We start from the raw sequence: 25776 nt of genomic DNA, 5'->3' as shown, positions 1-25776 counted from the left end.
ACGTTTTTTCCAATATGCCAGTCAATTTCCATTATTGGTTAAGAAAAACATTTTCTCAAAAATATTAATCTTAACCGTTTCTTTACAGTACAGTGGCGTTTTTACTCCAAAAACACCACCTTGAAGCAATCAGAATGCGAGTGATACGGTACCTGTCATATTAAAGCGCGGGTAGAGATAATAGGTAGGAGAACCACTGGCAGAAATTGCACTGCCGTAAAGACCCGTTGCTGCATGAGCATTGTTGGTCAGACCATAGGCTCCCGTCCGAACAAAACTACCGGTAATATTATTGAAGTTGAGGCGGAATGTCGGTGCTTTGACAAAGCCAAAACTGGGGAAATGATATCCTACAGTAATAGAATCTGTAAAATATCCAGGAATTTTTTCATCATTCATAAAAGTGGTATATTGTGCAGACGTGTAATGCACTGCAAAATTACCAAAGAATTTACCGTCGTCATATGTCAACCCGATATTGGCCAGCACATGCGGTGCCATAACAGCCCTTTTCCCTTTGGTAGGAAGATAATCTGCAACTGTCGTGCCATTCAGCAAACCTGTTGTTGGCAGATTTGAATCCATCGTGGCGTTCAGATACTCAATAGACGCGTATGGGCTGAAATGATGAATGGGGTGAGCCGCAATCATGGCATCAAACCCACGGGCTGTCTGGTTACCGGCATTGATGGTGGTGCTGATAGCCTGATTGTTTACATACACACTGGTGGCAACCAAACGATTAGTAATAGAGTAGTTAAAAAGACTTAAATCAACCATCAGATATTTATTATCAAACCGCCAACCTAGCTCTTCCTTGATTAAATACTGAGGTTTTGCATTGTAAGGATTTCCAACATAACTGCCTGTCTGTGCGTCAAACACGGACGAAAGCGACCCTGGATCCGGCATGCGGTAATCACCTTCCGCATTGATATAGATCTGGTTATGGTTATCAATCTTGTAACCAATGCCCAGTTGCGGCAGTGGAACCACAGTGTTTTCAGCAGTTCGTGGCGCGGCACTTGCGTGATTCTGGCTCCAGCGATTGATCATGGATAGTTTAAAACCAGCGTTTACTTCCAACCTGTTGTCAAAATAACGAGCAACATCACGCACAAATAGGGAGTGGTTATACCATCCTGAATCGCCTTGGTACGGCATATAGCGAGAACCGTTTTGATAAAGCCCCGTCCCTTCTGCGTAAGGGAAATTCTTGGTGCCGCTTTCTGTTGCAATTGAATAAAGGTTGTTGACCTGATTATCCTGATAATCAAACCAGTATCCAAGAGAGACCGTATTGTGACGGTCAATCTTGTAGCTTAGCTCCGCCACTGCTCCGGCATGTGGGCGATAGACGCTGTAGTTGGATGTTGTCGGTACACTACCGCTAAGGGCTGCACCATCCGGTCCAAGCGTAACCGACGTTCGGTTCGCATTGAATAGAGACCCATTATAAGAGTAACCGCCATTGTAAACATAATAGGGTTTGAAATCGAACGTAAACTTCTTAGGCAACACAACATGCACCGGCGCAGTTATGAAAAACTGGTCCCACATATTGCCTACCAACCCAACATAACGGGACGGGTTCGCTGGGTCATATTCAGAACTGTAGGAAAAGGTCCCTCGGCCGTTTTTCTTATCAAAAAACTGCTGTGATGTGGGATATAGTGGCATAGACGTAAACTGATGATTCCAGCTAGCGAACAGATCTATAAAAGAGCCATTATCAAAATCTTTACGGGCTCCAAAATCCAGATGCCGCCTTTCATTTGTACCCGGCCCAATCCAGTTTCGGGCATGCTCGTGCGAGAAAGAGAGATAGCCGCGCACGCCACTGTTCCCAATATCGCCGCTGTTCACGCGCAAAAACTCACGGGACATATTATTTGTGCCATAAGAGAAATCCATCATTCCGCCAAACTTATGATCTGGCTTGATGGTTCCTGCATCCATAACACCGGCAGCGGCTGACGTTACGGGAAGATTGATTTCGGCAGACCCAGGGGTAATACTCACATGATCCAGATTTTCTGAATCAACATTCTGATTAAGATAATACGCTGTCGCGACAGGCACACCATTCAGAAGAATACCCATATCTGAATCGGTCAGACTGCGAATATTGATGGCTCCCCCTAGAATCCCAGAAGAATCATTGGTGGAAACGCTCACGCTGGGCAGGTTTTTTACCAGATCAAGTGCTGTGTTAGTTGGACTCTGCATGGCAATAAATCGTTTGGTCACAGTCTGAACAGCACGCGGCGCTGTTTCCCGACGCATCATGCCACCACCGCCTGCACGATTAACCGCCACGTCCACTTCTTCACCAACCCGACTGGCTACCGGCCCTGCTGCACGATGATGAGAAGGCTGCACAGATCGCCCCTGTCGCGCCTTATATGGAGACACAGAAGTATGCTTTTTTGCGACTGCATGAGGATGCGGCGCGGCGTAGCCATACTCATAGAACATAAAAGTACTACTAAGAATGGCAGCGACAAACCGACCATGACGTGTTTTAAGAGTAACCATTGTGCTGCCTTTGATCAGAAAATTCTGGTAAATTGAATCGTTTAGGAAACTATAGAGAAAAAAGCTTTTCTCAACCAGTCGCAGTGATAGCCGCGGCTCTCTTGCAAGGGCAAAAGCGGGTTTTGGTTCGATATCGCAATCATATTCATTATTGAATGTGCTCTATAGTCCTACACAAGAATAAATTTTGGAATTTATCATGCACAATTTTAGAGCGGCCTCAGAATTTACGATCTCTGCAAAAACAAGATCTCTGAGCAGACCATCTACCAATGTCATTTAAGAGTTCTGACTGTAATGTTTTACTTCCGTTATCAGAATTGAAAATGCTGAGGACAACAGTTCTTTTTCGATTAAAGCTGCCTCAGTTATCCGTCTAAAAAAGCGAAGACATGATCAGATACAAACCTGATGTCTCCGCTGCAAAAACTAATGATCTTGAGCTCTAGAAATCAGCCTGCGCACTGATGGAGAACGAGCGGGGTGCGCCCAGCAGAACCTGATTGGAATAGCTGGTGTCGGCCCACTGGATGAAGTGTTTGTTGCCGATATTATCAATGCGGCCATACACCGTTATGCCTTTGTAGGCATGCCATCCGGCAAAGACATTGACCAACGCGTAATCTTTCAGGGTCAGCGTGTTGGCGTAATCTCCCTTACGGGCCGACACGTAGCGTAAGCCTGCGCCCAGATCGAGCGGCAGACCGTACACCCGTGACCATACCCCCCATAGATTTGCGGTGACCTCAGGCACGTTTGGCGCCTGATTGCCCGACGCATCGACTGATGCGCTTGGATGAAAAGACCCATATCGTGAATACGTATACGCGACATTGCCGGACAGGGTAAAATTACGGGTAACAGCCAGATCCCCCTGCCATTCTAACCCGCGCGATTTCTGAACACCTGCGGTTGCAACCGTATCCGGGCCGGTTGTCACTAATATCCGTGTGCGGCGAATATCATACAACGCCAAAGACGTTGTAAAACGCCCATGCCACAGCGCGGCTTTCACGCCTATTTCACCCTGCCGGGTGTGACTTAGCCGTTCAAACTGGCCTTTGTTGGCAAGGAACAGGTTAGACCCCGGCGGGTCTTCACTGGTTGTGTAAACACCATACAGACTGACGTTTTTTGTCAGATCATAGACTGGGCCGATACGGAAGTTGTTGGGGTTATAGTGCCTCTTAAAGCTGGAGGACGCAGCAAACTGGCCATTCTGGTTATAGTTCTGCCGGTCAAGGGACAGCCAGTCGTACCGAAACCCGCCCACCAGACGCAGATCATCCCGGAACGTCACGACATCTTCCATAAAAACACCCGCCTGCACCATGGTGGTGGGGGATTTCTTGAACGGATATTCGCCGGGAAACGCGCCCAGTGCTGTTTTTTCAGGATCAGAAAGAGAAACACTGTCTGCATAATCCGCGCTGGGGAAACCGCGATTGCGGATAAAGCGGAGATAATAGGCATCCCCACCGACAATCAGGCGATTTTTGAAACCCAGCACCGAAAAATCAAACTGTGCATGCAGGGTGTCACCGACCTGATGCTGGTTCTGATAAACGTAAAACCGATCTCGCCCCACACGCCCGGCAGAAATGGGGGTGCCAGCAGCATCCGTTGCCCCTGCCGTGCTGATATAGCTTAACGACTCAGCGTTATTCCACCGTCGTTTGGAATACACAAAATAGCTGGCGTTATGCAGCAGCACATGGTCTGTCAGCCGCCAGTCAAGATGCAGTGTTGGCGTTGCATTGACTGACCCGGCCTTGGCATTGCGCACGTTATAATACTGCCACATGGAAGACCGTGTGACACCAAGGCCTTTTGAGGACGATAGCAGCCCGCCAACGCGGCCGCCTGTCTGCGACAGGTCAACCAGCGGCACACCGTAATCTGTTGATAGTTTGTCTGTCAGATAATCCATACTCAGGCGCGCGGTAAATTTCTCTGACGGTTTCCACAGCAGGGTAGTGGTAAAATCGTTTGAGTGTGGCGTAGCGCCTTTGACAAAACCGTCTGAAGATGTGCGGCTGAAATCTGCCCGCACCGCCAGCGTCTGCGTGATGGGAACAGACCCACCGACACCTGCATTCCATGTATTGAAACTTCCGTAAGATATCAGGGCATTCGCATGGGCGGCATCAAAACGCGGATCACGGGTGCGCATATCAACCGTGCCGCCCACCGCGCCCTGACCATACAGCACGGAAGACGGGCCTTTTATAATCTGCACGGATTCGAGATTAAACGTGTTTTGCGGGCGGTTTACCATTGTGGTCGGGCCGAAATAAATGCCGTCCCGCAAGGATAAAATCTGGTTTCCGGTAAAACCACGCATCATGAACTGCGCCGGGCTGCCGGGGCTGCCACCGGATGAGACGCCGGGCGCACTGTCAGCCGCGGCTTCTGTCTGGGCGTATCCGCGCTGCATCATCAGGTCATGCTGCACCACATGAATGGTGGCAGGGTTATGCTGGATGGAAAGTCCCAGTTTGCCACCCACCGCCGGAACCATCTTGAGGGGGGCCACAGTGCCATAGGCGGTAATATAATCAGGGTCAGATGCCCGCTTTGCGGGGGGATGTGACGCCCTGCGCTGCGCGGAAGCGGCGGGCTGCACTGGTTTGTCTTCTGCCCTGGCGACGTCGAAAGACAGACTGATAACGCCCAGGGCAAGAATAGTCTGGGTATAAAGAATGAACCGCACACGACTGCTCCATCAAACGTCACCGCAGTGGAGGGCCTGTGAGCTACGCAGTACCTCGCGACCATGTCACCCCGCATGGTTGCTTCTGTCCGTGACTTTCAGGCAATGGCAGGTCTCCTGGCTTGCTGGTCAACGATAGAAGGCCGCCTTCCCGGTGCCCGACGGGCCCCAGTGGCAGAATGGCCTGATATCTCTCAGCTTACAGTTGCGGGGGCAGCACCGGCTTGTACCGTTTTCCCTCTTAGCCCGCATGCCAGCCGACATGCAGGAACCATAGCGTAGGCGAGCGTAGACATGCTGGGTTTGACGCTGTCAATGCAGAAAGCGGCAGAAACACCTAAAAACAGCCGTTTTTGTGGCCTGTCAGTTGCCGTGCCCTAGTTTTTTCTGCATGGTGCCATGACTTGTCACCAGCCCCGTGCGAACGGGTTAAAAGGGAAGGCCGTGCCCCACACTGGTGTGGGAAGTCGGCCGCTGCGCCCGCAACTGTAGGCGGTAGGTGTGCGTCTGTCTGTTGTAATACAGGCCACTGACAGTGCATGTCGGGAAGGCAGGACGCACAGCGATAATCCGCAAGCCAGGAGACCTGCTGTTGTCGTCAGACCATGTCGCCGGGCGGGATGAACCGGAGGCAGGAGCGTGCGTGTGTTTGGACGACCTTTAAGCAGGCCCGTGGCCGAAGCTCTGCACCCGGCCATTGGGGCGCTTTCAGCATGCCTGCCAACGCGCAAACAGGTTTTGCAGGCGGCTTTTTTGATTGGCGAGCCCCCGCCGGAACCAGAAGACGTTATTTTCAGAAACGGGTATGATCTGTTCTGCCGCTTATGCCCCGCTCTGCCCGCAAACTATTGGGAACGGGGCGCTATGCTGGAAGAACTGTTCCGCCCCATTCTGGAAAATGCGCAGGATAAAAGCGGCGTCTTACCGGACGCTGCACACGGAATAACGGCCTCAACAGCGCCAGCAATGATACTGTCCTATCATGCCATCCATTGGGCGCTGGGGGCGCGGGCTGCGGCCATGGCGTTATATAGCGCACCGCCATGATCAGGAAAAAGCTGCTGCGTAGCCTGTATGTTAGTCATCGTTGGGTGGGCATCGCGTTGTGCCCGCTCATGCTGGGCTGGTGTGTGTCCGGTCTGGTCATGTTGTGGCACACGTGGCCCCAACCCGATGACTATGGGCAGGCAAACGCTCATGCGGTCCTTGCTCTGCCAGCGCAATTACCGCCATTACCTCCTCTTGCCGGGAAAACACGTTTTCAGGCTTTTCGGATAAGCATGGTGGGGCATACGCCGATGCTGGCCCTCTTCCCTGATTGGGAGAGTCCGTATGCCATCAACCTGACCACGGGCGCTGTCGGCCCAGCCTCTGTGGAGGATTTGGCAGACAATGCCCGCCGCTATGTGGTGGCAACCGGTGGTTCTGGGCTACCTGTTTTTACAGGCGTGACAACGGATGACCAATGGGTGTTGGACACCCATGGCCGCATGGAAGGGTTTGCACGCTTTGAGTTTGCAAACCGTGAGAAAACTGTTGTCTATGTCTCACAAACAACAGGGGACGTGGTACAGGCAACAACGGCGGCATCCCGATTATGGGCGTGGGTGGGGGCTATTCCGCACTGGCTTTACCCGGCAATCCTGCGTCGCCACCCGGCTGTGTGGAAAGAGGTGGTTATTCTTTTTTCTGGCGTGGGCGTGTTTTTAACGCTGACTGGTCTGTGGGTGGGTGTGCTTCGGCTTAAGCGGAAATGGCCTTATACCCCTTATACGCGCTGGCATTTTGTGCATCATCTGGGTGGAATGGTGTTTGGTCTGTTTGCGCTTTCCTGGATAACAACCGGATTACTGACCATGAATCCGGCAGGGTTGTTTGAAAGCCAGTCTGCAACCGCGCTTGCCCGACGTGTAACAGGCACGGTATCCGGGGCTGACATTCAGAATGTTCTCTATTCTTTGACGCAGCGAGGCACGCATGACGGAAAATCCGTTTACAGCGCGTTACTCAATGGCGAAATCTATAACGTTATTGAGGATACGCACGGACACATAACACGCCTGACAGAAGCCATGCAGTCAGCCCCGCTCACCCAGCCAGTTCTGGCGGCCACGTTAAAACAGGCAGGCATCATAACCGATACACGGGCTGTCGTTTTTCTGACAACGCCAGACCACTATTATTTTAGCAAGGAAACACGCAAACGGCAGTTTCCTGTGTGGCGCGTCAACGCATTGGACGGAACGTTTTTCTATCTGGAGGCCCGGAGTGGGCAGGTCATAGCCGCCATTGACCCGGTGGCCCAGAACGCCCGCTGGTTTGTCTATGGCCTGCACGATGGTGATTTCTGGCCGTGGCTGCGGGCACCATCAGGCCGATGGCTGGTTGTTGTGCCGTTGCTGGCCGGTGTTCTGGTCATTTTCCTGTCAGGCTGCATAGTCGGCTTCAGGCGGATGAAGCAGACTATGCGCTAGCACGGCGATTATTTAGCCTATGCAGGTTCGGAAATACCTTGAGACAGAAGCAGGTTTCGCAAGGCCAGAATAACAGGGAACACTTCAATATTGTGGTCTCCGCCCAGTTCTGTCCACGCTTTCTGTTCCAGTTCGACAATTTCCCGGTCTTCAAAAAACACGCGTTCAGTGAAGGCCACCAGCAGGGGCCATGCAATATCCAGCACCAGCGGTATTTTCAGACGACGAATTGAAAGCAGCCCAAACGTACGGTTGGTCAGTTCGTCCCGGTCTTGCGGGACATAGGAAATCCATAGATCCATAACCGGATCAGGCTTGCCCTGCGTTTCGATGGTCAGGCGCTGGTAGGGATAGTTTGTGCGGATTGTCATGACATCCCGATAGGCAAAATCGCGCCCATCACGCCGACGTTGCCCGTAAATCAGGGCTTCGCTCAAGGGTTGTTTGCCCCCGGTCCGGGCAAACGTATAGCGGGCTTCTACAAAATTTTCGCCACGTTCCATACCCAGAAAGCGCGGTTTCATTTTTCCGACCAGTTTGCTGTGCAGAACCTGATGGTTCATATCCATCAGGTTTTCATGCATGAAACTGTAGTGACAGTTGACCACACGCCCAAAACGGCGGGTGCGGTAATTGGGGTCTCTGACACGCGGGAAATCAGGCAGAGAGATTGTGTTTGCCAGAGCCTGCTGGCCCATGAAAACAAAAATCAGACCGTCTTTTTCCCGGCAGGCCCATGTTTTTGCGCGCAGGCTGGTTGTATCAGCCGCCAACCCGGATGACACACATTCACCATCGCGATTGAAGGTCAGACCATGACCGCGGCATTTCAGTGTGCCGCTACAAACAGCGCCCTTGGCCAGCAACACCTGCCGGTGGGGGCAGAGGCCATCAAGCGCATAAGGCAGGCCATCTAAAGGCCGAACAACAACAATATGCCGCCCGGAAAACCGGACATCCAGTGCTTTTCCCGGCCCCACTTCGTGCGACCATGCGACGGGGTACCAGAAATCCGGGTGTGTTTTAACGCGCCTTAAATCTTTTTTCTTTGTATCAGGTTCTTTTAACGTGAGTAGAGAGGATTTATTCTGCATCTATTACGCTTACTCTATTGTTTTCAGTCTGGACAATAGGCAAGAAAAACAAACAATTACAGGTTATTTTCTACGCCTGTCAGTCTTTATCCAATCCTGTTAAGCAGCAGATTGTGGCATTTCAAAGAGAAAGTCCACCGTCATGAAGGTGGAAGCTGTCACCGAAGGGAAACACAGCGTCCGAATATTGGGGCTGGAATGTTCGTGCCTGTTCAGGGGCAACCATGTTCGGCGGCCTGTGTCCTGCTGCCCCTAAAGCAACAAAATCCCTGTGCCGTTATCTGGCACAGGGATTTGCTGAAACGATACCCAAATCACATTGTAATCGGTTTCAAGACCGCTTTTAGAATGTTGCGTTGACGCGACCGTAGTAATATCCGCCTGTCATTGGCACCTGTGCAGAAGACTGATCATAGATATAGGCACCCAGATAGTTCACGCTTTGTGGCACACGGCGGGGGCGAATGTTGAACAGGTTGTTTCCGCCGACAGCAATATGCCAGTTTTTGTTGACGCGATACCCGATTTCCAGATCAGTCAGCCAGCGAGGTGAGTTCTTGAACTGGTAGAAATCTGTCACGCTATACTGCAGCGCCTTTGGCCCCCAATCCTGATACTGGAGCATGTTGGTGGTTTCGCCATAACGGGTCTGGCGAATATTCACGTCCCAGCTTCCGATTGTATAGAACGCATTCAGGATGATCTTGCTGCGCGGATAGGCTGTGGTGATGTACCCGATATTCTGTGCGTTCAGCAGTTCCTGACCATCCGTGCCCAGCCCGTTATGGTGCAGGCGGGTGCGGTTGAGATCAAGCGCCATGGTTGTGGTCAGGTTGCCGTATTTTCCCATGCGGAAGGTGTAGTCGGCATTGATATCAAGCCCCTGTGTGCGGGTGCTGGCACCGTTGGACAGATAATAGGCCTGAATGTTGTCAAGTGAGGAGTCATTGACCGGCGGCGTAAAGCCCATGGACTGAATGGCAGAAACCGCTGACAACCCGCTGACTGTTCCGCCCTGCACAATGCGGTCACGAATGTTGATCTGGTAAACATCAACCTCCACATGGAAACCCCGAACAGGTTCGACAACAATGCCGCCAGAAACGTTGGTGGAGCGTTCAGGCTTCAGACCCGGCGCGCCCAGACTACGCGCCGCAGCGGAATCTGCGGCCAGAAGACCGGATGCCCCGTTGGGGGACACGTTCATGGCGCTGTAATGTTCTTCAGCCAGTGTTGGCGCACGGAACCCGGTGCTGATTGTGCCACGCAGGGCAATGCGTTTTGTAATATCGTAGCGGGTTGAGACCTTGCCGTTTTCGGCATTGCCCACGTCAGTATAATGTTCAAAACGCCCGGCAAAATCGACTTCCCAGTTCTTGAGGAAATGGAAATCGCCATCAACATAGCCAGCCCAGATATTACGATACCACTTGCCTGCGTTCTGCGGGGCCAGACCAGCAAAACCCTGTGTGCCGCCAAGTGCGTAAGAAGCCGGGTTCCCTGCCCAGATCTGGTAGGATTCCATACGATGTTCCGCACCAAATGCCAGAACCATTGGCACGGTATCAGCAATTTTGAAATTACGGCGCAGGTCGAGGTTGTTGGTCCACTGCGCCATGTTGAAGCTTTCAGCCCGCACATCGGTCGGGCTGCTGCCACACCCGGCCGGCGAGTAGTTTGCCCCTGCTGATGGGTCAGTTGAACAGGTGGACTGGAGAATACCCGTGTTTACAGTGTTCTTGTTACCAACCTTGTTATAGTCCGCCCCGTATGTTGAGGAAACATCCCACTGGAAGCCAAGGAAATGGTCGCCTTTGGCCCCGACTGTTGCCGCGTAATCGTTTTCTTCAGCCGTTTCCGTCGGGGTGAAGCCCCATGGCCAGTAAGGCAGCGCCACGCCACCGCCTACGTTGGGCACGCGGTAGTTCTGGTATGTTTCTGCATGACGGTGTGCGTAGGTAATGCTGCCATAGAACATGACGTTCTCATTCAGCGGCTTACCCCAATCCAGACCAAAATTTTCGCGGGTTTCTTCTGCCGTGCTCAAAACCTTGTTGGATGTTGCGGGAATATGCGCACCCGTGCTGACGTAGGATGCAACATCATGGTCAGCAGGCTGTTCACCCACCAGACGGTGGTCGCGCACATTTTTGGGCACCATATGGTCGGTATGGTACATCTGGCCGGACAGATGCAGATAGCCGTCATTGCCAAGTTTCAGGCCACCATCCGCATTGAACTGATACTGCCAGCCATCACCGTTATACGCATTGGCCCCGGTCTGGGCCGACATATTCAGGCCGTGATCCTGTTTTTTGGTAATAATGTTGATAACACCGGCAATGGCGTCAGACCCATACATGGCTGCCGCGCCATCTTCCAGCACTTCAATATGGTCAATCATGTTGGCCGGAATCATGTTCAGGTCAACGCCGGTGGTGCCAAAGTTGGGGCCAGAGGTGGCTGTGAACGTTGTTGTTGTATGACGGCGTTTTCCGTCAACAAGCACCAGAACCTGATTGGAGCTAAGCCCCCGCATGTGGATGGAGGACACCAGTGCTGCCGCATCTGTCCCCATTGCTTCGACGTTAACGGAAGCATAGGTTCGGGTCAGGGCGTCGGCCAGATTCATCTGGCCTGAACGGCGCAGGGTGGCACCACTGACAACTTTAACGGGGCTCATGCTCTGCCGGGCATGCCGGTTTTCTGCGTGTGTGCCGGTGACAATCACGTTTTCCCCGCTGTCAGCCATGCGATGGGATGGCCGGGGCAGAGACCGTGCAGGCACGGCAGCACGGGTGGCCGTGGCGGCACCCGCCGTGTGTGGGAGAGTATTTGCAGGAGTGGTGCTATGGGGCCGCTTATGGGCAACAACGTGTTTTGCTGTTGCGGCAAAGGCGTCTGGCGCTATTCCAAGAATGGGAACAGCAAGAATAGTCGCAGAAAAAAGCGTCTTCCGGGATGTCATGTGCGGCTAATCCCTACTGTCTTTGGGTCTGAGTTACCCTCTGATGGGATAGCAGATGAGAATTTTTTGCAATTCTAAAGTTACGATTCCGAATTGGTTTGATGGGTTTGTTGTGTTTTTGCAACAATATGCTGCGTGGACTATAGGCGCGGCGCAAGGCGCGGGCGACCTGTTTTTACTCATCTATTTCAAGAAATTTCTTATTTTATAAAAGACTAGTGAAATTCCATTGTGCAGGAAACCATCCGGTCAGTCAGGCTGTGCCATCTGCCGGGAAAAATGTGCTGCTGGGGTGTGTTTTATAACCACACACCCCATTGCAGAAGAAACAGGCTGGCTGGAAGAACCAGCCAGCCTTTCCTTAACGGCTAAATTTTAGAGCGTGTTACAATTTTCTTCAAAGGGTTTGCCCGCAAACCGGTCTTTGATCCATGCGATCTGATCTTGGGTGGAATTGATCATGGTGGGGTCATGATCCAGCCCCGGATAGAGGTGGAAGAACAGCTTGATGCCATTCTTACAGGCCTTATGCGCTGTTTTTTTAACCCCACCCGGCGGCACGGACACATCCCCACCGCCTGTTAATACCATCAGCGGGCCTTTTACGGGCTTTTCACCCATAATGTCTTCCTTCAGCATGGCCTGAACCGCGGGCACCTTGGTCCAGTTTGGCTTCATGATCTGCGCGCTGGATTTGCCCAGATAGGCCGCATAGCCAGTAAACCAGCAGGCCTTGGTGGCAATCAGGGGGTAATGCTCATACCCCTGCTTGGTCAGGACGGTTTTTACATCAAAGTCCGGGTAACGGGCCTTCAGCCCATAGGCCACCATAGGGAAGTAGAATGGCGCACCCACTTCCTCAGGTTTGGGGGCAATGAAATCAAGCATATCGACAGTGCCGGAAACAGACACAGTGCCCAGGTAGTCCGGGTTGTTCATCTGCTGTTCCATTTCGCCCACGCTCCAGGACGCCATACCGCCCTGTGAATGGCCGTCTGCAACCCATTGCTTGCTCAGAACGCCCGGCAGGGCCGCATGGGCTGCGGCAACGGAATAGATAACGTCATAACCCTGCGCCAGTTTGTTCATATACTGGTGCGCGCCGGGGGTGCCTTCTCCGTGGTAATCGGTGGCGACAACAGCCAGACCGGCTTTGGGGAAGTCAAACAGTCCTTCATCCCCGTAGTACAGATCTTTCATCAAAGACGGGGCGCAGGGTTGTGCCACACCGCTGGTGCCGTGCGCCCATGCGACTGTGGGCCATCCGCCTGCTGGCACTGGCCCGGCAGGCAACAGAACAAAAGCCGATGTCACGACATCATGCCGTTCAGCATCCAGCGAGTGATAAAGAATACGCCATGCCGTCATACCCGCCGGGATTGCGTAATCAGTCACTTTTTCAGCACGGATCAGCCCACCGGGCCAGGACGGGGCATCGGCCGGGGCGGCATCTGTATAGAAAGGCGTAATGGGCAGGGCCTGTTCGGCCTCCAGTTTCAGACCTTCCTCAATGGTTTTGGGCAGTGCCGTCTGGGCCGAGGCCGGATGAATAGCGCCCAGCGCCAGAGCAGCCGCACCCCCTGCCAGAGCAGCACGCGCGGCGCTAACCCCTGACCTGACTTTGGCCGTGACGAACGGCCGCATCATACGGCCCATTGGCAGAACACTGCTTGTTTCTGAAACTGTCTTTGTGTGCTTCACGACCATATCACGCGCCATTTCTGTTTTGAGGACGATATAAAACCACACCTGCCGGGCAAAAGGCAGCCCTGAGCGGAAAATAGGACCACAAGCCGGGAAAAACGCCGGTTTGTGGTCCCTGCCCTGTTATCGGTTGTAGGTCAGCAATACACCTGCATAACGCGGCCGCATGGTGGAGTTCAGTTGCAACAGAGAGCCCTGCACTTCGTTTGAACTGGTTACCATAGGGTGCAGGTTGGGCAGGTTATTTACATAGAATGACAGGTTCATGTTGTTATTGAACTTCGCGCCCACACGCAGAGTCAGGTAATGCTGCGCCTGTGTCAGATAATACCCTGAATTATACATCAGTGTTTCAGAATCACGGATGGGCGTGGTACCGCTGGGGCGGCTGATATACTGGTAATCTGTCCGCACATAAAGCTGCCCGTGCCCCAGGGAGAGAATATGCTTGGGAATGTTGTACTGAACACCCAGACTGTAGGTCCACCCCGGTGTGCCCAAGGTGTCTCCCTTACGGGCCAGCAGGCCGTTCTGGTTAGTGCCCACATAGGCGTTCTTTGTATAATGCGCGTCCGTATAACCCAGCGTGGTATCAATCGACAGACCATCAAACGGGTAAATGGTTGCCTGAAGATCAAACCCTTTGCTAACGGCCTCACCCAGGTTGGTGGTGTATTGCACACCGCACCCCGGAAGATACGCGTTCTGCTGAATATTGGACCAGTTGATGTAATAAAGACTGCCTGAAATTTGCAGACGATTATGGAAAAACTGGTTTTTAGACCCGATTTCCCAGCTTTTGACGGTATCTGATTTATATTTGCTGGGCGCTGATGTCATACCAAAATTTGTCAAATCACTCTGGCACAGCAACTGTGGCACCGGAGCATTCGCGCCCCCTACACGCCAGCCTTTGCCCCACCCCGCATACACCATGGAGTGACGGTCAATCTGGTAGCTAAGGGTGAATTTTGGCGTGACCGGGTTTTCCGTAATATGGCCATTCGCGGTGGTGCGGGCACCATTATGGCTGCCATCGGCAAAGTTGTTGAAATGGTAATTGGCGTTTGCATACCGCACACCGGCGTCAAACTTCAGGCCTTTGACAATTTCAACCGTGGCGTTGGCAAAAACGGCAACCTGTTCATCTGTTGCGCGGGTCTGGTTGATGTAGGCACTCTGCCCCACATTGGGCCAGCCACCCCAGAAATCTGCGGCTGACATATCAAACAACGCCTGTGTCAGCGCATTGGCATAGGGTTCCTGCAACTGTTCGGAACTCATTTGCTTGTCGTTCTGATAATAGACGCCAGCAACCCACATCAGCCGGTTGGCAACCGGGTTGCGGGACTGAACACGAAATTCCTCGGTAAAGTTGCGCTGCTGGTTCAGCACCCGTGACTGCCCGTAATAATAAGGCGTGTTGGGGTTGATGCCCTGCTGTGTCAGCAAGGGATAATACGGGCTGCTGCCATCCAGAAATTCGTTATAATAGGAAAGCTGATACAGCGTACCATTATACCCGGTAACGTTATTGCGGTGCAGGTAGGCTGTATTTGAAATCAGCGAGACATTGCCAATATCATATTTGATATTCAGCGACGGCAAATAAAACCGGTCTGAACTGGACTGATATTCTGGCGAATTGGTGCGATACTGGCTTTTGCCGGGGTTGGACAGGCCCGCAAAATAATTGTCCGTATCCCCCACAAGGCGCTGCTGATACATGATGGACGGGGTGATGGTCAGGTTTTCAACCGGTTTGACCAGCACGGCCCCGCGAAACACGTTTACGTCGTCACTATTGGTGTTTTTATCCACCTTTTTGCCGGTGCGATAATCCAGATGGTCAAGGTATCCGCCCTGCCCCTGCCGTTCTGCACTGACACGGAATGCCAGTTTGTCTTTAATGATCGGCCCGCCCAGAGCCAACCCCAGATCATACGTCGGTGCGCCGTACTGGGATGCCGATACATCCGCACGGGCGTAGGACGTATATTTGTGCAGGTTGGGCGCCGGGGTGATGTAGCGTACAGCGCCCCCTTCGGCCCCCGCGCCAAACAGGGTGCCCTGTGGCCCACGCAGAACCTCTACCCGTTCCATATCAAACAGTTGGGGCACCGTGTTTTCTGCACTGAAGCCAAGATTACGGATCTGGATAGGGGTATCATCCAGATAAATGCCCGTGGTTGCTGACCCAGCGCTGGAGGCCAGACCACGGACAACAGGGGTTTTGGATGTTGGGTCAAACGTCAGACCGGGCGTGAACCGCAGCACGTCCTGAATGGTTTTGGCCCCTTTCATGTCCAGATAAGCCTGATTATAGGCCGCCACACTGACGGGCACCCGCATGATGGATGTAGCGCGGCGGGTGGATGTAACCGTTACGGCCTCCATCGCGCCAGCAGCAGACTCTGCCTTCGCTTTTGCTTTTCTGCCTGTCGCCCCCTTTGCAGACGGGCTTTTGGTGGCCACATGCGGCTTGCCCGGTGTGCGTTTTTCAACGCTGTCGGCCGCGGCGGCAGACGCAAGACCGTCCCACCCCGCCATAACGGTCAGAGCCGTAAAAGCGCCGATCAGCGCGGGTGAGCCAAAAAGCACGGCACGCGCAGAAAGCTTGCGACAGACAAGGGGCGAAGAAGGAGGGCGCGCTTTTTTGCTCACGATAGGCTCTTTTTCCGGGGGTGGACGACGGCAGAATGGCGATAACAACAACATGCCAGCCAAAGGGCCAGAGGCTTTAGGTTTATCTCCGCCCCCTGTCCATATAGACAACGTGACACAGGGCGGTTTTGCGCCAGCAAACGCCTTTCTCTGGCGGCTGAAAGAAAACTCTGGTTGTGAAAACTGTTTTTCTGATCTTCAAAAAACAGTCCTGAATTTTCTGTAAGCAAGTCCTGATACTTATTCGCAACAGGTCAGCCTTTTTTTCAGACACCGTAAACATGACTGATACAGCCCTGACTGTTGCAGAACGGCGAGGAGTGGAGTGCTGAAAAACGGCCGTTCTGTATCGCTAGAAAAAACACCGCCGCTTCGGCAACAGTTTTTCGCTTTTGTCTCGATACTTTAACAAAGCGCCCGTTGCCCCTCTGCCAGACACTCCCTGCGTGCCTGCATTTGACGCTTGGCCGCAGGCGAGTAATCTGCCCGTCAGACTTCATGACAGGAAGGAAAAGCCGTTTCCATGTTTAGTCATATTGCGTTGGGCAGTAACGATCTTGCCCGGTCTAAAAAGTTTTATGATGCCACCCTAGGAGCACTGGGCTGCCCGCCAGCCACACCGAATGACAAGGGCCGCCTGACTTACAGCCACGCTGGCGGCAAGCTGATTATTACCAAACCGCTGGACGGCAAACCGGCAACCTATGCCAACGGCGGCACCATTGGCTTTACAATGGACAGCAGCGCGCAGGTGGATGCCTGGCACAAGGCTGGCGTGGAAAATGGTGGGGAAGCCATAGAAAATCCACCCGGCATACGCCACACCGCAATGGGCGATTTGTATCTGGCCTATCTGCGGGACCCGGATGGCAACAAACTGTGCGCGCTTTATAAAGCGTAACAGCACAGGCCAGATTTAAGTGTTACCCTGCCCGCCTGATGGCAGGGTGACATCCAACAGGATTTTACGAAAAAACCACCGTGCGGCGGCCATTGAGCATAACCCGTTGTTCAACGTGCAGTTTGACAGCCCGCGCCAGCACTTGCGATTCAACACCCCGCCCGGTCGCAATATAATCTTCCGGGGACAGGTTATGCGTTACGCGTGCTGTTTCCTGTTCAATAATCGGGCCTTCATCCAGATCAGCCGTGACGTAGTGCGCGGTGGCACCAATCAGCTTCACACCCCGTGCATAGGCCTGATGATACGGGCGCGCCCCTTTGAACGATGGCAGGAAAGAGTGGTGAATATTGATGATACGGCCGCTCATTTCCGCAGAAAGACTGTCAGACAACACCTGCATGTAGCGGGCCAGTACGACAAGGGCGGCCCCGGTCTCTTTCACCAGCGCCCGTAGTTTGTCTTCCTGTTCGGTTTTGTTGTCCTTGTTTACGGGCCAGTAATAATACGGAATACCCGCCTGTGCCGCTGTCTGCGCGCTGTCCTGATGGTTGGAGACAATCGCGACAATCTCTGCCCGTAGCCAGTTGACGCGCACCTGATAAAGCAGGTTCAGCAACGCATGGTCAAAGCGTGACACCATGATGATGATACGCGGCAGCACATTGGCATCATGCAGCCGCAAGGTCATGTCGAACTCTGCCGCCACGGGGTTCAGGCAGTGCTCCATATGGGCAAGGCTGTTGGTGTTCGGGGCAACAAATGCCAGCCGCATGAACAGACGCCCGGTATCCGGGTCACTGAACTGGTGCGTTTCAGAAATATTGGCCCCTTTATCTGCCAGAACGGAGGAAATAGCCGCCACAATGCCGGGACGGTCCGGGCAGGAAAATGTCAGAATAAAATGCATTGGAGGCGTCTACTTGTCCTTACTGCGGGGGCCGCCACGATGTGGGCTGCTGGCTTACCATAAAGGAAGCGTCAGGCAGATCCAGACCGGGCGGTTTTCACGCCCCTTTGTGCCAACGCGTGCGCGGCTCTGCAACTGGTGTCACCGTGGGGCTGGCATGGGGGAAAAAACCACCAGACCAAAAATAGCATCGGGCGATGGTGTTTGCTCTTGACACACTTTCTGGCCGCCCATTGCACGGACAAGATGTGGATGAGTTGACGTCTGATCGACTCGTTAAAGTTTTATGTCGTCAAGGGAGAACATGACGGACTCCGGGTAAAAACTTACAAACCGCAGAAAACTGCCATTTTCCACCATCACAGACCTGTGAGTATGACGAATTTTATCCACAGAAACCGGGGATAGGGTGTGGGAAAACTCTGTGGATAAACTGCGCACAGCCAAGCCGGGCGGCACTTTTGCTCGGCTTTCGTGGTTTGTTCTGGTCCGTGCCGGATTACGCCGCCAGCAGGACGTTCAGACGCTGGAGCAGAACGACGGCCTCGTTGTGCTCGGTATCACGCGCACCATACAGCAGGGTCAGCTTTCCCCTACGGGCGAAGGCCAGAAGCTGCTGCACGGCATCCGGGTTGGCGTCCAGTTCAGCCCTGTAGCGTTTCTGGAACTCATCCCACCGGGCGGGGTCGTGCCCGAACCAGTGGCGTAACGCCGTACTGGGTGCAACGTCCTTAAGCCATAGGGTCAGGGCCGCGCGGTCCTTGCTGATGCCGCGTGGCCAAAGGCGGTCAACCAGAACGCGCGCGCCATCATCGGGCTGGGCATCGTCATAAATGCGGCGAATACAGATCGGCCCAACACCCGATGAAGCATGATGAGCTTGCGCCGATGAGGATGACGCGGACTGAGAACCGTGCGGCATAAGGACGTCTCCTGACACAAATGCGGGGCCACCCGATAGTTGGCGGCCCCTGTTTCCGTTCCCGGATTTCAGGCTGCGGACAGTGTATCTTCCATGGTGGTGGCAGAGCCAAACACTTCATGGTGCAGGCGGCTTTCCGGCACGCCAGCGGCTTTTAACCCCGTAATCATGTCCTGCATGAAGCCCTCCGGCCCGCAGATGTAATAGAGCGCATCTGCCGGCGTGTTGGCCCGCACCCATTCTGCCGTCACCCGGCCTTCATGCGCTGTGGTGCCTGCGTTCTGCGCCGTGTCCGGTTTGCCGTGGCTATAGAATACATCCGCCTTGACCTGCCCTTTTGCGGCCAGAGCACGAATATGCGGGCCAAAGGCTTCGGTCTGTGGGGAGTGGGTGCCGTGAACATAATGCAGGCTTGTGGCCACTGCGGGTTCAGCCGTCAGGGTATCCACCATGGACACAAACGGTGTCAGCCCCACGCCCGCACTTAGCAGCACAACCGGTGTTGCAATGGGGGATGGCAGCGTGAACGACCCTGCTGGCGCAGACACCAGAAGCTCCGTCCCTTCAACCGCGCTGCTGTGCAGCCAGTTTGACACTACGCCTTCGGGCTGGCGGCGCACGCTGATCCGGTAGCCTTTGTCACTCGGCGCGGACGAAATGCTGTAGTTGCGGCGCTGTGACCCCTGCCCCGGCACAGTAATGTTGAAGCTGAGATACTGACCCGGCTTGTGACGCAACACAGGTTTGCCGTCTGTTGGCTCCAGATCGAAGGACATCACGATGTCACTTTCCACCACGCGATTCCGGATGGTGAAAGGCCGCCAGCCTGTCCAGCCACCGGGGGTGTTGGCATTGGCAGTGTAAAGCTGGCTTTCACGGTTAATCAGCACATCTGCCAGAAACTGATAGCCCTTGGCCCACGCATCCATGATTTCAGGCGTGGCGGCATCCCCCAGCACATGCTTGATGGCCCCCAGCAGCGCGGTGCCCACATGAGGATAATGTTCTGGCAGAATGTTCAGGCCCACATGCTTTTCGGCAATGCGTTCAACCATGCCAGTCAGTTTGCCCAGATCATTGATGTTGCGGGCATATGTCAGCACCGCCAATGCCAGTGCTGTTGGCTGCTCCCCACTTTTCTGATGCGAGCGGTTGAACAGGGCGCTGATGGCTGGGTCTGCCAGCAGGCGGGAGTACATTTCACGCGTGATATCAAGCCCGTGGGCTTCAAGTGCGGGAACGCAGGCGGTGATGATGGCGCGGGTTTGATCGTCTAGCTGGGGAGCCATGGGAGTCGACCTCCTTAAAGGTGTATATTTCATGCACCTTATCGGACTCTGGAAAAAAGATGTCAAGCTGGTGTATCTTTAATCTTATGCGTCTGACCCTCTACACTGACTATGCCCTGCGCACGTTGCTCTATCTGGGCGTGCATGCTGACCGCCGCGTCTCCATCCGGGAGGTAGCGGAAGCGTACGGCATTTCTGAAAACCATCTGGTGAAGGTGATTCATCACCTTGGCCGTGGTGGGTTTGTTGACACATTGCGGGGCCGCGGGGGGGGGCTGATGCTGGCGCGCCCCGCAGACCAGATCAACGTGGGAGATGTGGTGCGCCACACCGAGGAGGATATGGCGCTTGTGGGCTGCATGGCCCCTGATGGTGCGGGGGTGGAGTGCCTGCTGGCCCGCGCCTGCCACCTGCGCGGTGTGCTGGGCGAAGCGTTGGGGGCCTTCATGGCCGTGCTGGATGGGCGCACTCTGGCAGATCTGCTCAAACCGTATGAGAGAAAAGTTTTACAGCAGGCGGCCCCCCACATGGCCGCACCGAACACGCTGAAAACTGCCGAAAATACGGGCTGACACTGACGCAATTTGGGGCACAGAATAGGACACACCGCCTAAGCTGTAGAGAAAAACCCAATTTAGTGGATTAAAATCAAGGCTTTCTTCCTCTATGCAACGGGCGGCTTAACACAGAAGGTCTGTCCGTTTCCTCATGCTGCATTTCACGCCTGATTCACCACTTTCCATCGTCATGCTGGTTTTATGTGGCATTCTGGTGTGCGTCTTTGAATTTGTGAACGGCTTTCACGACACTGCAAATGCGGTGGCAACGGTTATTTACACACGCTCCCTCCGGCCCGGTAAGGCGGTTATTCTTTCCGGTATCATGAATTTTCTGGGCGTTCTGGCGGGTGGGCTGAGTGTTGCCTATGCGCTGGTAGAATTACTGCCGCCCGATGTTCTGTCTCCCCCCGATGGGGCACCTGCTGTGCCCATGCTGCTGGCCCTGTTTGGCACGGCGCTGGCCTGGAACCTGTTTACCTGGCGGGCCGGGATTCCCAATTCAAGTTCGCATTGCGTCATTGGTGCCATTGTAGGGGTCGCCATAGGGGATGCCTTTGTGCACGGGCGGCATCTGGGGGATGGTGTAGACTGGCAGCAGGTTCTGAAAGTGCTGGAAGCACTGGCATTTTCCCCACTGCTTGGCCTGCTTGGGGCGGGGCTGCTTTATCAGGTGCTACGGGCGGTGGTAAAAAACGCAGCCCTGTTTCAGCCCCCGCCAGAAGGCGACGCGCCACCGCAAGGCTGGGTACGCTGGCTGTTGGTCGGCACCTGTAGTGCTGTCAGTTTTTCACACGGCAGTAATGATGGCCAGAAAAGCATCGGGCTGATCATGCTTACCGTGGTGGGGCTGTGGCCTACCCTGTATGCGTTAGACCCGCATCAGGCCCATCTGTTACCCATGCCCTCGGCACAGGCGGCCCATATGCAGCAGATCCTGACGGCGTATGATCATGACGGCCTGCGCACGGAGGCTCTGGCAGCAGCTGACCGGATGCAGACATGGAGCAACGCGGCGGCACTGCCACCCGGTTCTGGCGCGCTACAGAGCACAGACATCCCCTCACCCGTTGTGCAGCGCGGGGATGTGTTTCAGGTTGTGGCCGGGCTGAAGAAAGTTGAACGGAACGCGGACACACCGGCGCAAGTAAAAGCCGAAGCCAAGGCGTTACGAAACAGCCTGAAACCGGTGGTGGAATTTGCCCCGTGGTGGGTGCGTCTGCTGAGCGCCATGTGCCTAAGTCTGGGCACCATGATTGGATACCAGCGGATTGTGCGGACGTTGGGTGAGAAAATTGGCCGCACACACTTAACGCCAGCCCAGGGCGCGTCGGCTGAACTGGTCGGGGCCGGGCTTATTCTGACAGCGGGGTATACGGGGCTGCCCGTCAGCACCACCCATATTGTCACGGCGGGCATTGCGGGCAGCATGCTGGGGTCAGGCAGCGGCCTGCAACGCGGTATGGTGGGGCGCATTGTGCTGGCGTGGTTCGCCACGTTGCCCGTCACCATAGGTCTGGCTGCGGTGCTGTTTTACGGTCTGAGCCTGTAAGGAACCCTCTCCCTCAACTTGCCGCAGTGCCGCCCCCCTAGTCTCCTCGCCCGTTACAGGCCTGACCGCTTGTGCTGATGGTGGAATGACTGCATCCTGAACCACCCCAGCCACGGAAACAGGATAGAGGCGTGCTTTTTGGCATCATGATTCTGTTTTTTTGTGGGATTGCACTGCTGTGGCACCTTGACCCACAACCTGCCTCGGCCCCGGTTATAGAGGCCAGTTTTCTGCTGGGGTATGGGGCTTTTTTTCTTCTGTGCAGCCTGTTTTTTCTCTCCGCCCGCCCGGCACGCTATCCGTTCTGGGATGGGCGGTTTTTCATGTCCCTCCATTGGTGGCTGGCCCTGATATGTGTTGCGTTTACCGCTGCCCATATCGGGCTGTTTACGCTGGCGCAGCCCCTGGTGCTGGCGTATCTGCACTGGGGGGCCAGCCCGCCCATGCAGGCCGGGTTTCTGGGCGCGCTGGCAGTGCTGCTGTGTTGGCTGTTAAGCCTGACCCGTCCGTTGCGCGCAGTGTGCTACCAGAATGCACGCAGCTTTCGCGTGGTGCATGGTGTTCTAGCAGAAGCCGCCCTGTTGCTGGCCGCGTATCATGTGATAGCAACGCGGTTTCACGTGAATCATTTTCTGAAGGTTGCTCTTTTGCTGGCTGTAACCAGCATCTGCGCCATCACCCCGATTATCCGCCGTGTGGTGCTTGAGGCTCCGGTTGCCAGACGACCAGAACAGCCCCACGGTCAGAAACGCCGGAAAGTTTCTGTGCATCTTGCTTTGATCGTCTGCGCCGTGTTTCTGCTGATGTGCCTTGCCGCACTGGGCTTTGAAACGGAGGGCTGGTTTTCTCAAGGCCAGCCGCCCCCATGATGCGGGCACGGTTAAAATGGGTGCCCTACTGTTTTATAGGGCTACTTGGGCTATTGGCCGTAGGGATAGGCGTGCAGGCGCTGTTCCTGCCTGCGACACATCATGCCATACCAAGGACTTTTCCGCACACGCCGCATACGGGTGTAACCTGCGCGGTGTGTCATCATGACTTCGGGCAGGAGCGTTTTAGCCACTGGCCGCATAAACAGTGCGTGGCCTGCCATGTGCTGACACCTGAGATTTCAGCCGCCACAGAAACAACATTCCATCAGTTTTGTGAAAGCTGCCATATCACAACCCTGAAGGCCGGCCTGAAAAGCGGCCCGGTCAAAAACTGTGCCGGGTGCCACTACACCCACGTGCCGCGTAGCAAGGGAACCTTCATTTTGAAATGAGGATGCCTGACCACCCTAAGTAGACCAGCCAGCGGCCCCCAACCGCGCGATAAGCCTGCTGAAAACAGGGCAAAGGGTTGAACATCTGAAACAGCCGTGCAGTGATACGGCGCTTGGGCCTGCCGAGACACCGGGCCGCCACGCATTATGACGCAGGGAAAAACAGGGAGACCCCACACATGACACACCCTCTTAAAACCGTGCTGGTAACAGGGGCAACCGCCGGGTTTGGGCACGCCATTGCCTTACGGCTGGTCAAGGACGGCTTTCGCGTCATTGCCACAGGCCGCCGGTTGGAACGGCTTGACGCACTGGCAAAGGAAGCCGGTGAAAACCTACTGCCTTTCCAGCTTGATATGACCGACCTTGACGCCGTGAAGGCGCTGCCCGGCAGCCTGCCGCAGGGGTGGCAGCAGGTTGATGTGCTGATAAACAATGCCGGTTTGGCGCTGGGCCTTGAAAAAGCATGGGAAACAAAACCGGCTGACTGGGAGCAGATGATTGCGACCAACGTGACGGGTCTGGTGGAAATTACACGCGCGCTGTTGCCCGGCATGGTGGAACGCAATGCGGGGCATGTGATTTCACTGGGTAGCACGGCGGGCATTTACCCCTATCCCGGTGCGAATGTGTATGGGGCCACCAAAGCATTTGTTGACCAGTTCATGCGCAACCTGCGCAGTGATCTGCTGGGCAAGCAGGTGCGGGCCACCAACATTGCACCCGGCCTGTGCGGCGGGAGCGAGTTCAGCCAGGTCAGATTGGGGGATGATGCCAAGGCTGCTGCCTTTTATGACAAAACCAAGCCCCTTCTGCCCGAAGACATTGCAGAAACCGTCGCGTGGGTGCTGAAACTGCCCCCGCATGTGAACATCAACCAGATTGAAATGATGCCAACCTGTCAGGCCTCTGCCGGTCTGGCTGTTGACCGCAGCATGGCATAAACGCCCCCGCCGGTTGCGCCTGTTGTTGTGTATCAGGCGCAACCGGCACAGATTGATGGGCATGGCCCCGAGAGGCCTGCCTTATGGACCGTTGAGAGTTTGTTGGGCATGAGGCGACCTGAACAGACGGACTGTTGAAACGCTTCCGTCAGGAACAAGCCGATAGGTGCGGCTTATTGGCCGACGCCCAGCGCCTTCATTTTCCGGTATAATGTGGCGCGGCTAATGCCCAAACTCTGCGCCGTGGCCGTCACATTTCCCTGACAGCCCGCAAGGGCTGAACGCACCACACATTCTTCCGCCTTTTGCAGGCTGACTTCTGTGCCGGCTTCAAGCTCGGTCAGCAGATTGGGATGATCCTGAATCATGGTATCCGTCCACCCCATCAGGGTGCGGGCGGAATGGGTCGCCCCTGTGACCTCCCCGTCTGTGTTCAGTGCAACCAGCGGGGATGAACAGCCCTCCGCCGCACCCAATGTCAGAATTTTCTGCCCGGCATAGCGGCTACGGAAAAGCTGTTCCTCAATCCGTCGGCCAGATTGCAGCAGGGTTTCCATTACCAGTGCGGCATAGGGCCGTGTGGTATTGCCGCTGAGCGCCGCCAGATTCAGGGCCCCGGCCACGCGGCCCTGTGCATCAAACAGCGGTACGGCGTAACTTGCCAGCAGGGAAAAGCAGAAGCGCCAGTGTTCGCCCTGCCCCAGAAACACCGGGCACTGTTCTTTTATGCAGGTGCCGACACCGTTGGTCCCGGCTTCTGCCTCGCTCCAGATAGCGCCTTTGCGCAGGTGCAGTCTGCGGCACATGGACAGATGGGTTTCATCGACACAGCGCGCCAGGATGGTGGCGTCCGGGTCTGCCAGCAGCACCATAAGCCCCATGCCCTGCACCAGATCAAACAGACGCCGCATTTCATCCATAGCGGATTTCAGCAGGACGGCAGACCGACCGCTGACATGCCGGAACTCCGCGCCAGAAAGCACATCCGCCGTCCATCCTTGTGACGGATCAAGATGATAGGCAGACGCACAGCGTTCCCATGACTGTTCAACATACAAAGGACTGACTGGTTGAAGAGGCTGGCTGGAACGGCGCAGCAAAACATCATTTTCAACAGCCGGAACAGGACGTTCGTTACCGCTCATGCAGCGTTCACCAATTGACCTATTTTTATACCCATGAGTGCACGGGATGTTTGGTTCTTCAGGCTTCTTGGCGCGTGTGTACTATACCTTGCGGTATATTTTAAAGAGGATTCAGATTTCAGTTATGCAATATGTCA

General features: G+C 54.6%; 18 protein-coding genes and 2 riboswitches. Of the genes, 8 read left to right on the top strand and 10 right to left on the bottom strand.

Features of this window, described 5'->3' with window-relative positions; translation table 11 throughout:
- Positions 1-129: 129 nt before the first annotated feature.
- Together Abin_RS01560 and Abin_RS01555 are read right to left on the bottom strand one after the other, a co-directional pair.
- On the bottom strand, positions 130-2538 hold the full coding sequence (locus tag Abin_RS01560; RefSeq protein WP_084593385.1) for a TonB-dependent receptor: 2409 nt from the start codon (positions 2536-2538) through the stop codon (positions 130-132).
- Between the two features lie 445 nt (positions 2539-2983).
- Positions 2984-5251, bottom strand: coding sequence for a TonB-dependent receptor (locus Abin_RS01555; RefSeq protein ID WP_255319231.1), 2268 nt, complete (start codon positions 5249-5251; stop codon positions 2984-2986).
- Between the two features lie 90 nt (positions 5252-5341).
- Positions 5342-5542, bottom strand: a riboswitch (cobalamin riboswitch).
- Positions 5543-5645: 103 nt separating this feature from the next.
- Positions 5646-5859: riboswitch (cobalamin riboswitch) on the top strand.
- Between the two features lie 37 nt (positions 5860-5896).
- Between Abin_RS01555 and Abin_RS01550 the strand changes: the two genes are divergently transcribed.
- Together Abin_RS01550 and Abin_RS01545 are read left to right on the top strand one after the other, a co-directional pair.
- Positions 5897-6298, top strand: coding sequence for a hypothetical protein (locus Abin_RS01550; protein WP_146867603.1), 402 nt, complete (start codon positions 5897-5899; stop codon positions 6296-6298).
- Positions 6295-7725, top strand: coding sequence for a PepSY domain-containing protein (locus tag Abin_RS01545; RefSeq protein ID WP_048844605.1), 1431 nt, complete (start codon positions 6295-6297; stop codon positions 7723-7725). Before Abin_RS01550 ends, Abin_RS01545 begins: the two co-directional genes overlap by 4 nt.
- 17 nt (positions 7726-7742) lie before the next feature.
- Here Abin_RS01545 and Abin_RS01540 read toward each other — a convergent pair whose 3' ends face one another.
- From Abin_RS01540 to Abin_RS01525, 4 genes are all read right to left on the bottom strand, one after another.
- Positions 7743-8819 (bottom strand): Rieske 2Fe-2S domain-containing protein, encoded by a 1077-nt coding sequence (locus Abin_RS01540; protein ID WP_048844604.1) that lies wholly within the window; start codon positions 8817-8819, stop codon positions 7743-7745.
- Positions 8820-9162: 343 nt separating this feature from the next.
- Positions 9163-11787 carry a TonB-dependent receptor plug domain-containing protein gene (locus Abin_RS01535; RefSeq protein ID WP_174766807.1) on the bottom strand — a complete coding sequence of 875 codons (2625 nt, stop codon included), beginning with the start codon at positions 11785-11787 and terminating at the stop codon, positions 9163-9165.
- 375 nt (positions 11788-12162) lie between these two features.
- On the bottom strand, positions 12163-13488 hold the full coding sequence (locus Abin_RS01530) for a lipase family protein (protein ID WP_370684442.1): 1326 nt from the start codon (positions 13486-13488) through the stop codon (positions 12163-12165).
- 126 nt (positions 13489-13614) lie between these two features.
- Entirely contained in the window at positions 13615-16155 is a 2541-nt protein-coding gene (locus Abin_RS01525; protein WP_048844603.1) for a TonB-dependent receptor, read from the bottom strand.
- Positions 16156-16678: 523 nt separating this feature from the next.
- Between Abin_RS01525 and Abin_RS01520 the strand changes: the two genes are divergently transcribed.
- Positions 16679-17056: a VOC family protein gene (locus Abin_RS01520; RefSeq protein WP_048844602.1), complete on the top strand. Its 378-nt coding sequence runs from the start codon at positions 16679-16681 to the stop codon at positions 17054-17056.
- 64 nt (positions 17057-17120) lie between these two features.
- Here the strand turns inward: Abin_RS01520 and purU are convergent, their stop codons facing one another.
- The 3 genes from purU to hmpA all read right to left on the bottom strand — a co-directional run bounded on the left by purU (position 17121) and on the right by hmpA (position 20177).
- On the bottom strand, positions 17121-17966 hold the full coding sequence (gene purU, locus Abin_RS01515) for a formyltetrahydrofolate deformylase (protein WP_048844601.1): 846 nt from the start codon (positions 17964-17966) through the stop codon (positions 17121-17123).
- A 499-nt stretch (positions 17967-18465) separates the two neighbouring features.
- On the bottom strand, positions 18466-18888 hold the full coding sequence (locus Abin_RS01510) for a DUF488 domain-containing protein (protein WP_084593383.1): 423 nt from the start codon (positions 18886-18888) through the stop codon (positions 18466-18468).
- Between the two features lie 68 nt (positions 18889-18956).
- Entirely contained in the window at positions 18957-20177 is a 1221-nt protein-coding gene (gene hmpA, locus Abin_RS01505) for an NO-inducible flavohemoprotein (protein ID WP_048844600.1), read from the bottom strand.
- 86 nt (positions 20178-20263) lie between these two features.
- Between hmpA and Abin_RS01500 the strand changes: the two genes are divergently transcribed.
- The 5 genes from Abin_RS01500 (at position 20264) to Abin_RS01480 (ending at position 24494) form a co-directional block, all read left to right on the top strand.
- Positions 20264-20749: an RrF2 family transcriptional regulator gene (locus Abin_RS01500; protein WP_048844599.1), complete on the top strand. Its 486-nt coding sequence runs from the start codon at positions 20264-20266 to the stop codon at positions 20747-20749.
- Between the two features lie 136 nt (positions 20750-20885).
- Positions 20886-22286, top strand: a complete 1401-nt coding sequence (locus Abin_RS01495) for an inorganic phosphate transporter (protein ID WP_048844598.1) — start codon at positions 20886-20888, stop codon at positions 22284-22286.
- Between the two features lie 131 nt (positions 22287-22417).
- On the top strand, positions 22418-23155 hold the full coding sequence (locus Abin_RS01490) for a ferric reductase-like transmembrane domain-containing protein (RefSeq protein WP_048844597.1): 738 nt from the start codon (positions 22418-22420) through the stop codon (positions 23153-23155).
- Positions 23152-23550 carry a cytochrome c3 family protein gene (locus Abin_RS01485; protein WP_146867601.1) on the top strand — a complete coding sequence of 133 codons (399 nt, stop codon included), beginning with the start codon at positions 23152-23154 and terminating at the stop codon, positions 23548-23550. Before Abin_RS01490 ends, Abin_RS01485 begins: the two co-directional genes overlap by 4 nt.
- A 179-nt stretch (positions 23551-23729) precedes the next feature.
- Positions 23730-24494 (top strand): SDR family NAD(P)-dependent oxidoreductase, encoded by a 765-nt coding sequence (locus Abin_RS01480; RefSeq protein WP_048844595.1) that lies wholly within the window; start codon positions 23730-23732, stop codon positions 24492-24494.
- A 173-nt stretch (positions 24495-24667) separates the two neighbouring features.
- Here Abin_RS01480 and Abin_RS01475 read toward each other — a convergent pair whose 3' ends face one another.
- Entirely contained in the window at positions 24668-25639 is a 972-nt protein-coding gene (locus Abin_RS01475) for a helix-turn-helix domain-containing protein (protein WP_084593382.1), read from the bottom strand.
- Positions 25640-25776 lie beyond the last annotated feature (137 nt).

This window comes from Acetobacter indonesiensis (assembly GCF_000963945.1).
Lineage (GTDB): Bacteria > Pseudomonadota > Alphaproteobacteria > Acetobacterales > Acetobacteraceae > Acetobacter > Acetobacter indonesiensis.
The sequence above is the reverse complement of the archived record's forward strand: the minus strand, read 5'-3'. Positions and strand labels throughout refer to the sequence as shown.

Excerpts from the sequence above, each read along its gene's own strand:
- purU (WP_048844601.1), bottom strand. The coding sequence starts at position 17,966 with ATGCATTTTATTCTGACATTTTCCTGCCCGGACCGTCCCGGCATTGTG.
- Abin_RS01480 (WP_048844595.1), top strand. The coding sequence starts at position 23,730 with ATGACACACCCTCTTAAAACCGTGCTGGTAACAGGGGCAACCGCCGGG.
- Abin_RS01475 (WP_084593382.1), bottom strand. The coding sequence starts at position 25,639 with ATGAGCGGTAACGAACGTCCTGTTCCGGCTGTTGAAAATGATGTTTTG.
- Abin_RS01510 (WP_084593383.1), bottom strand. The coding sequence starts at position 18,888 with ATGCCGCACGGTTCTCAGTCCGCGTCATCCTCATCGGCGCAAGCTCAT.
- Abin_RS01495 (WP_048844598.1), top strand. The coding sequence starts at position 20,886 with ATGCTGCATTTCACGCCTGATTCACCACTTTCCATCGTCATGCTGGTT.
- Abin_RS01535 (WP_174766807.1), bottom strand. The coding sequence starts at position 11,787 with ATGACATCCCGGAAGACGCTTTTTTCTGCGACTATTCTTGCTGTTCCC.
- Abin_RS01560 (WP_084593385.1), bottom strand. The coding sequence starts at position 2,538 with ATGGTTACTCTTAAAACACGTCATGGTCGGTTTGTCGCTGCCATTCTT.
- Abin_RS01500 (WP_048844599.1), top strand. The coding sequence starts at position 20,264 with ATGCGTCTGACCCTCTACACTGACTATGCCCTGCGCACGTTGCTCTAT.
- Abin_RS01520 (WP_048844602.1), top strand. The coding sequence starts at position 16,679 with ATGTTTAGTCATATTGCGTTGGGCAGTAACGATCTTGCCCGGTCTAAA.
- Abin_RS01485 (WP_146867601.1), top strand. The coding sequence starts at position 23,152 with ATGATGCGGGCACGGTTAAAATGGGTGCCCTACTGTTTTATAGGGCTA.
- hmpA (WP_048844600.1), bottom strand. The coding sequence starts at position 20,177 with ATGGCTCCCCAGCTAGACGATCAAACCCGCGCCATCATCACCGCCTGC.
- Abin_RS01540 (WP_048844604.1), bottom strand. The coding sequence starts at position 8,819 with ATGCAGAATAAATCCTCTCTACTCACGTTAAAAGAACCTGATACAAAG.
- Abin_RS01545 (WP_048844605.1), top strand. The coding sequence starts at position 6,295 with ATGATCAGGAAAAAGCTGCTGCGTAGCCTGTATGTTAGTCATCGTTGG.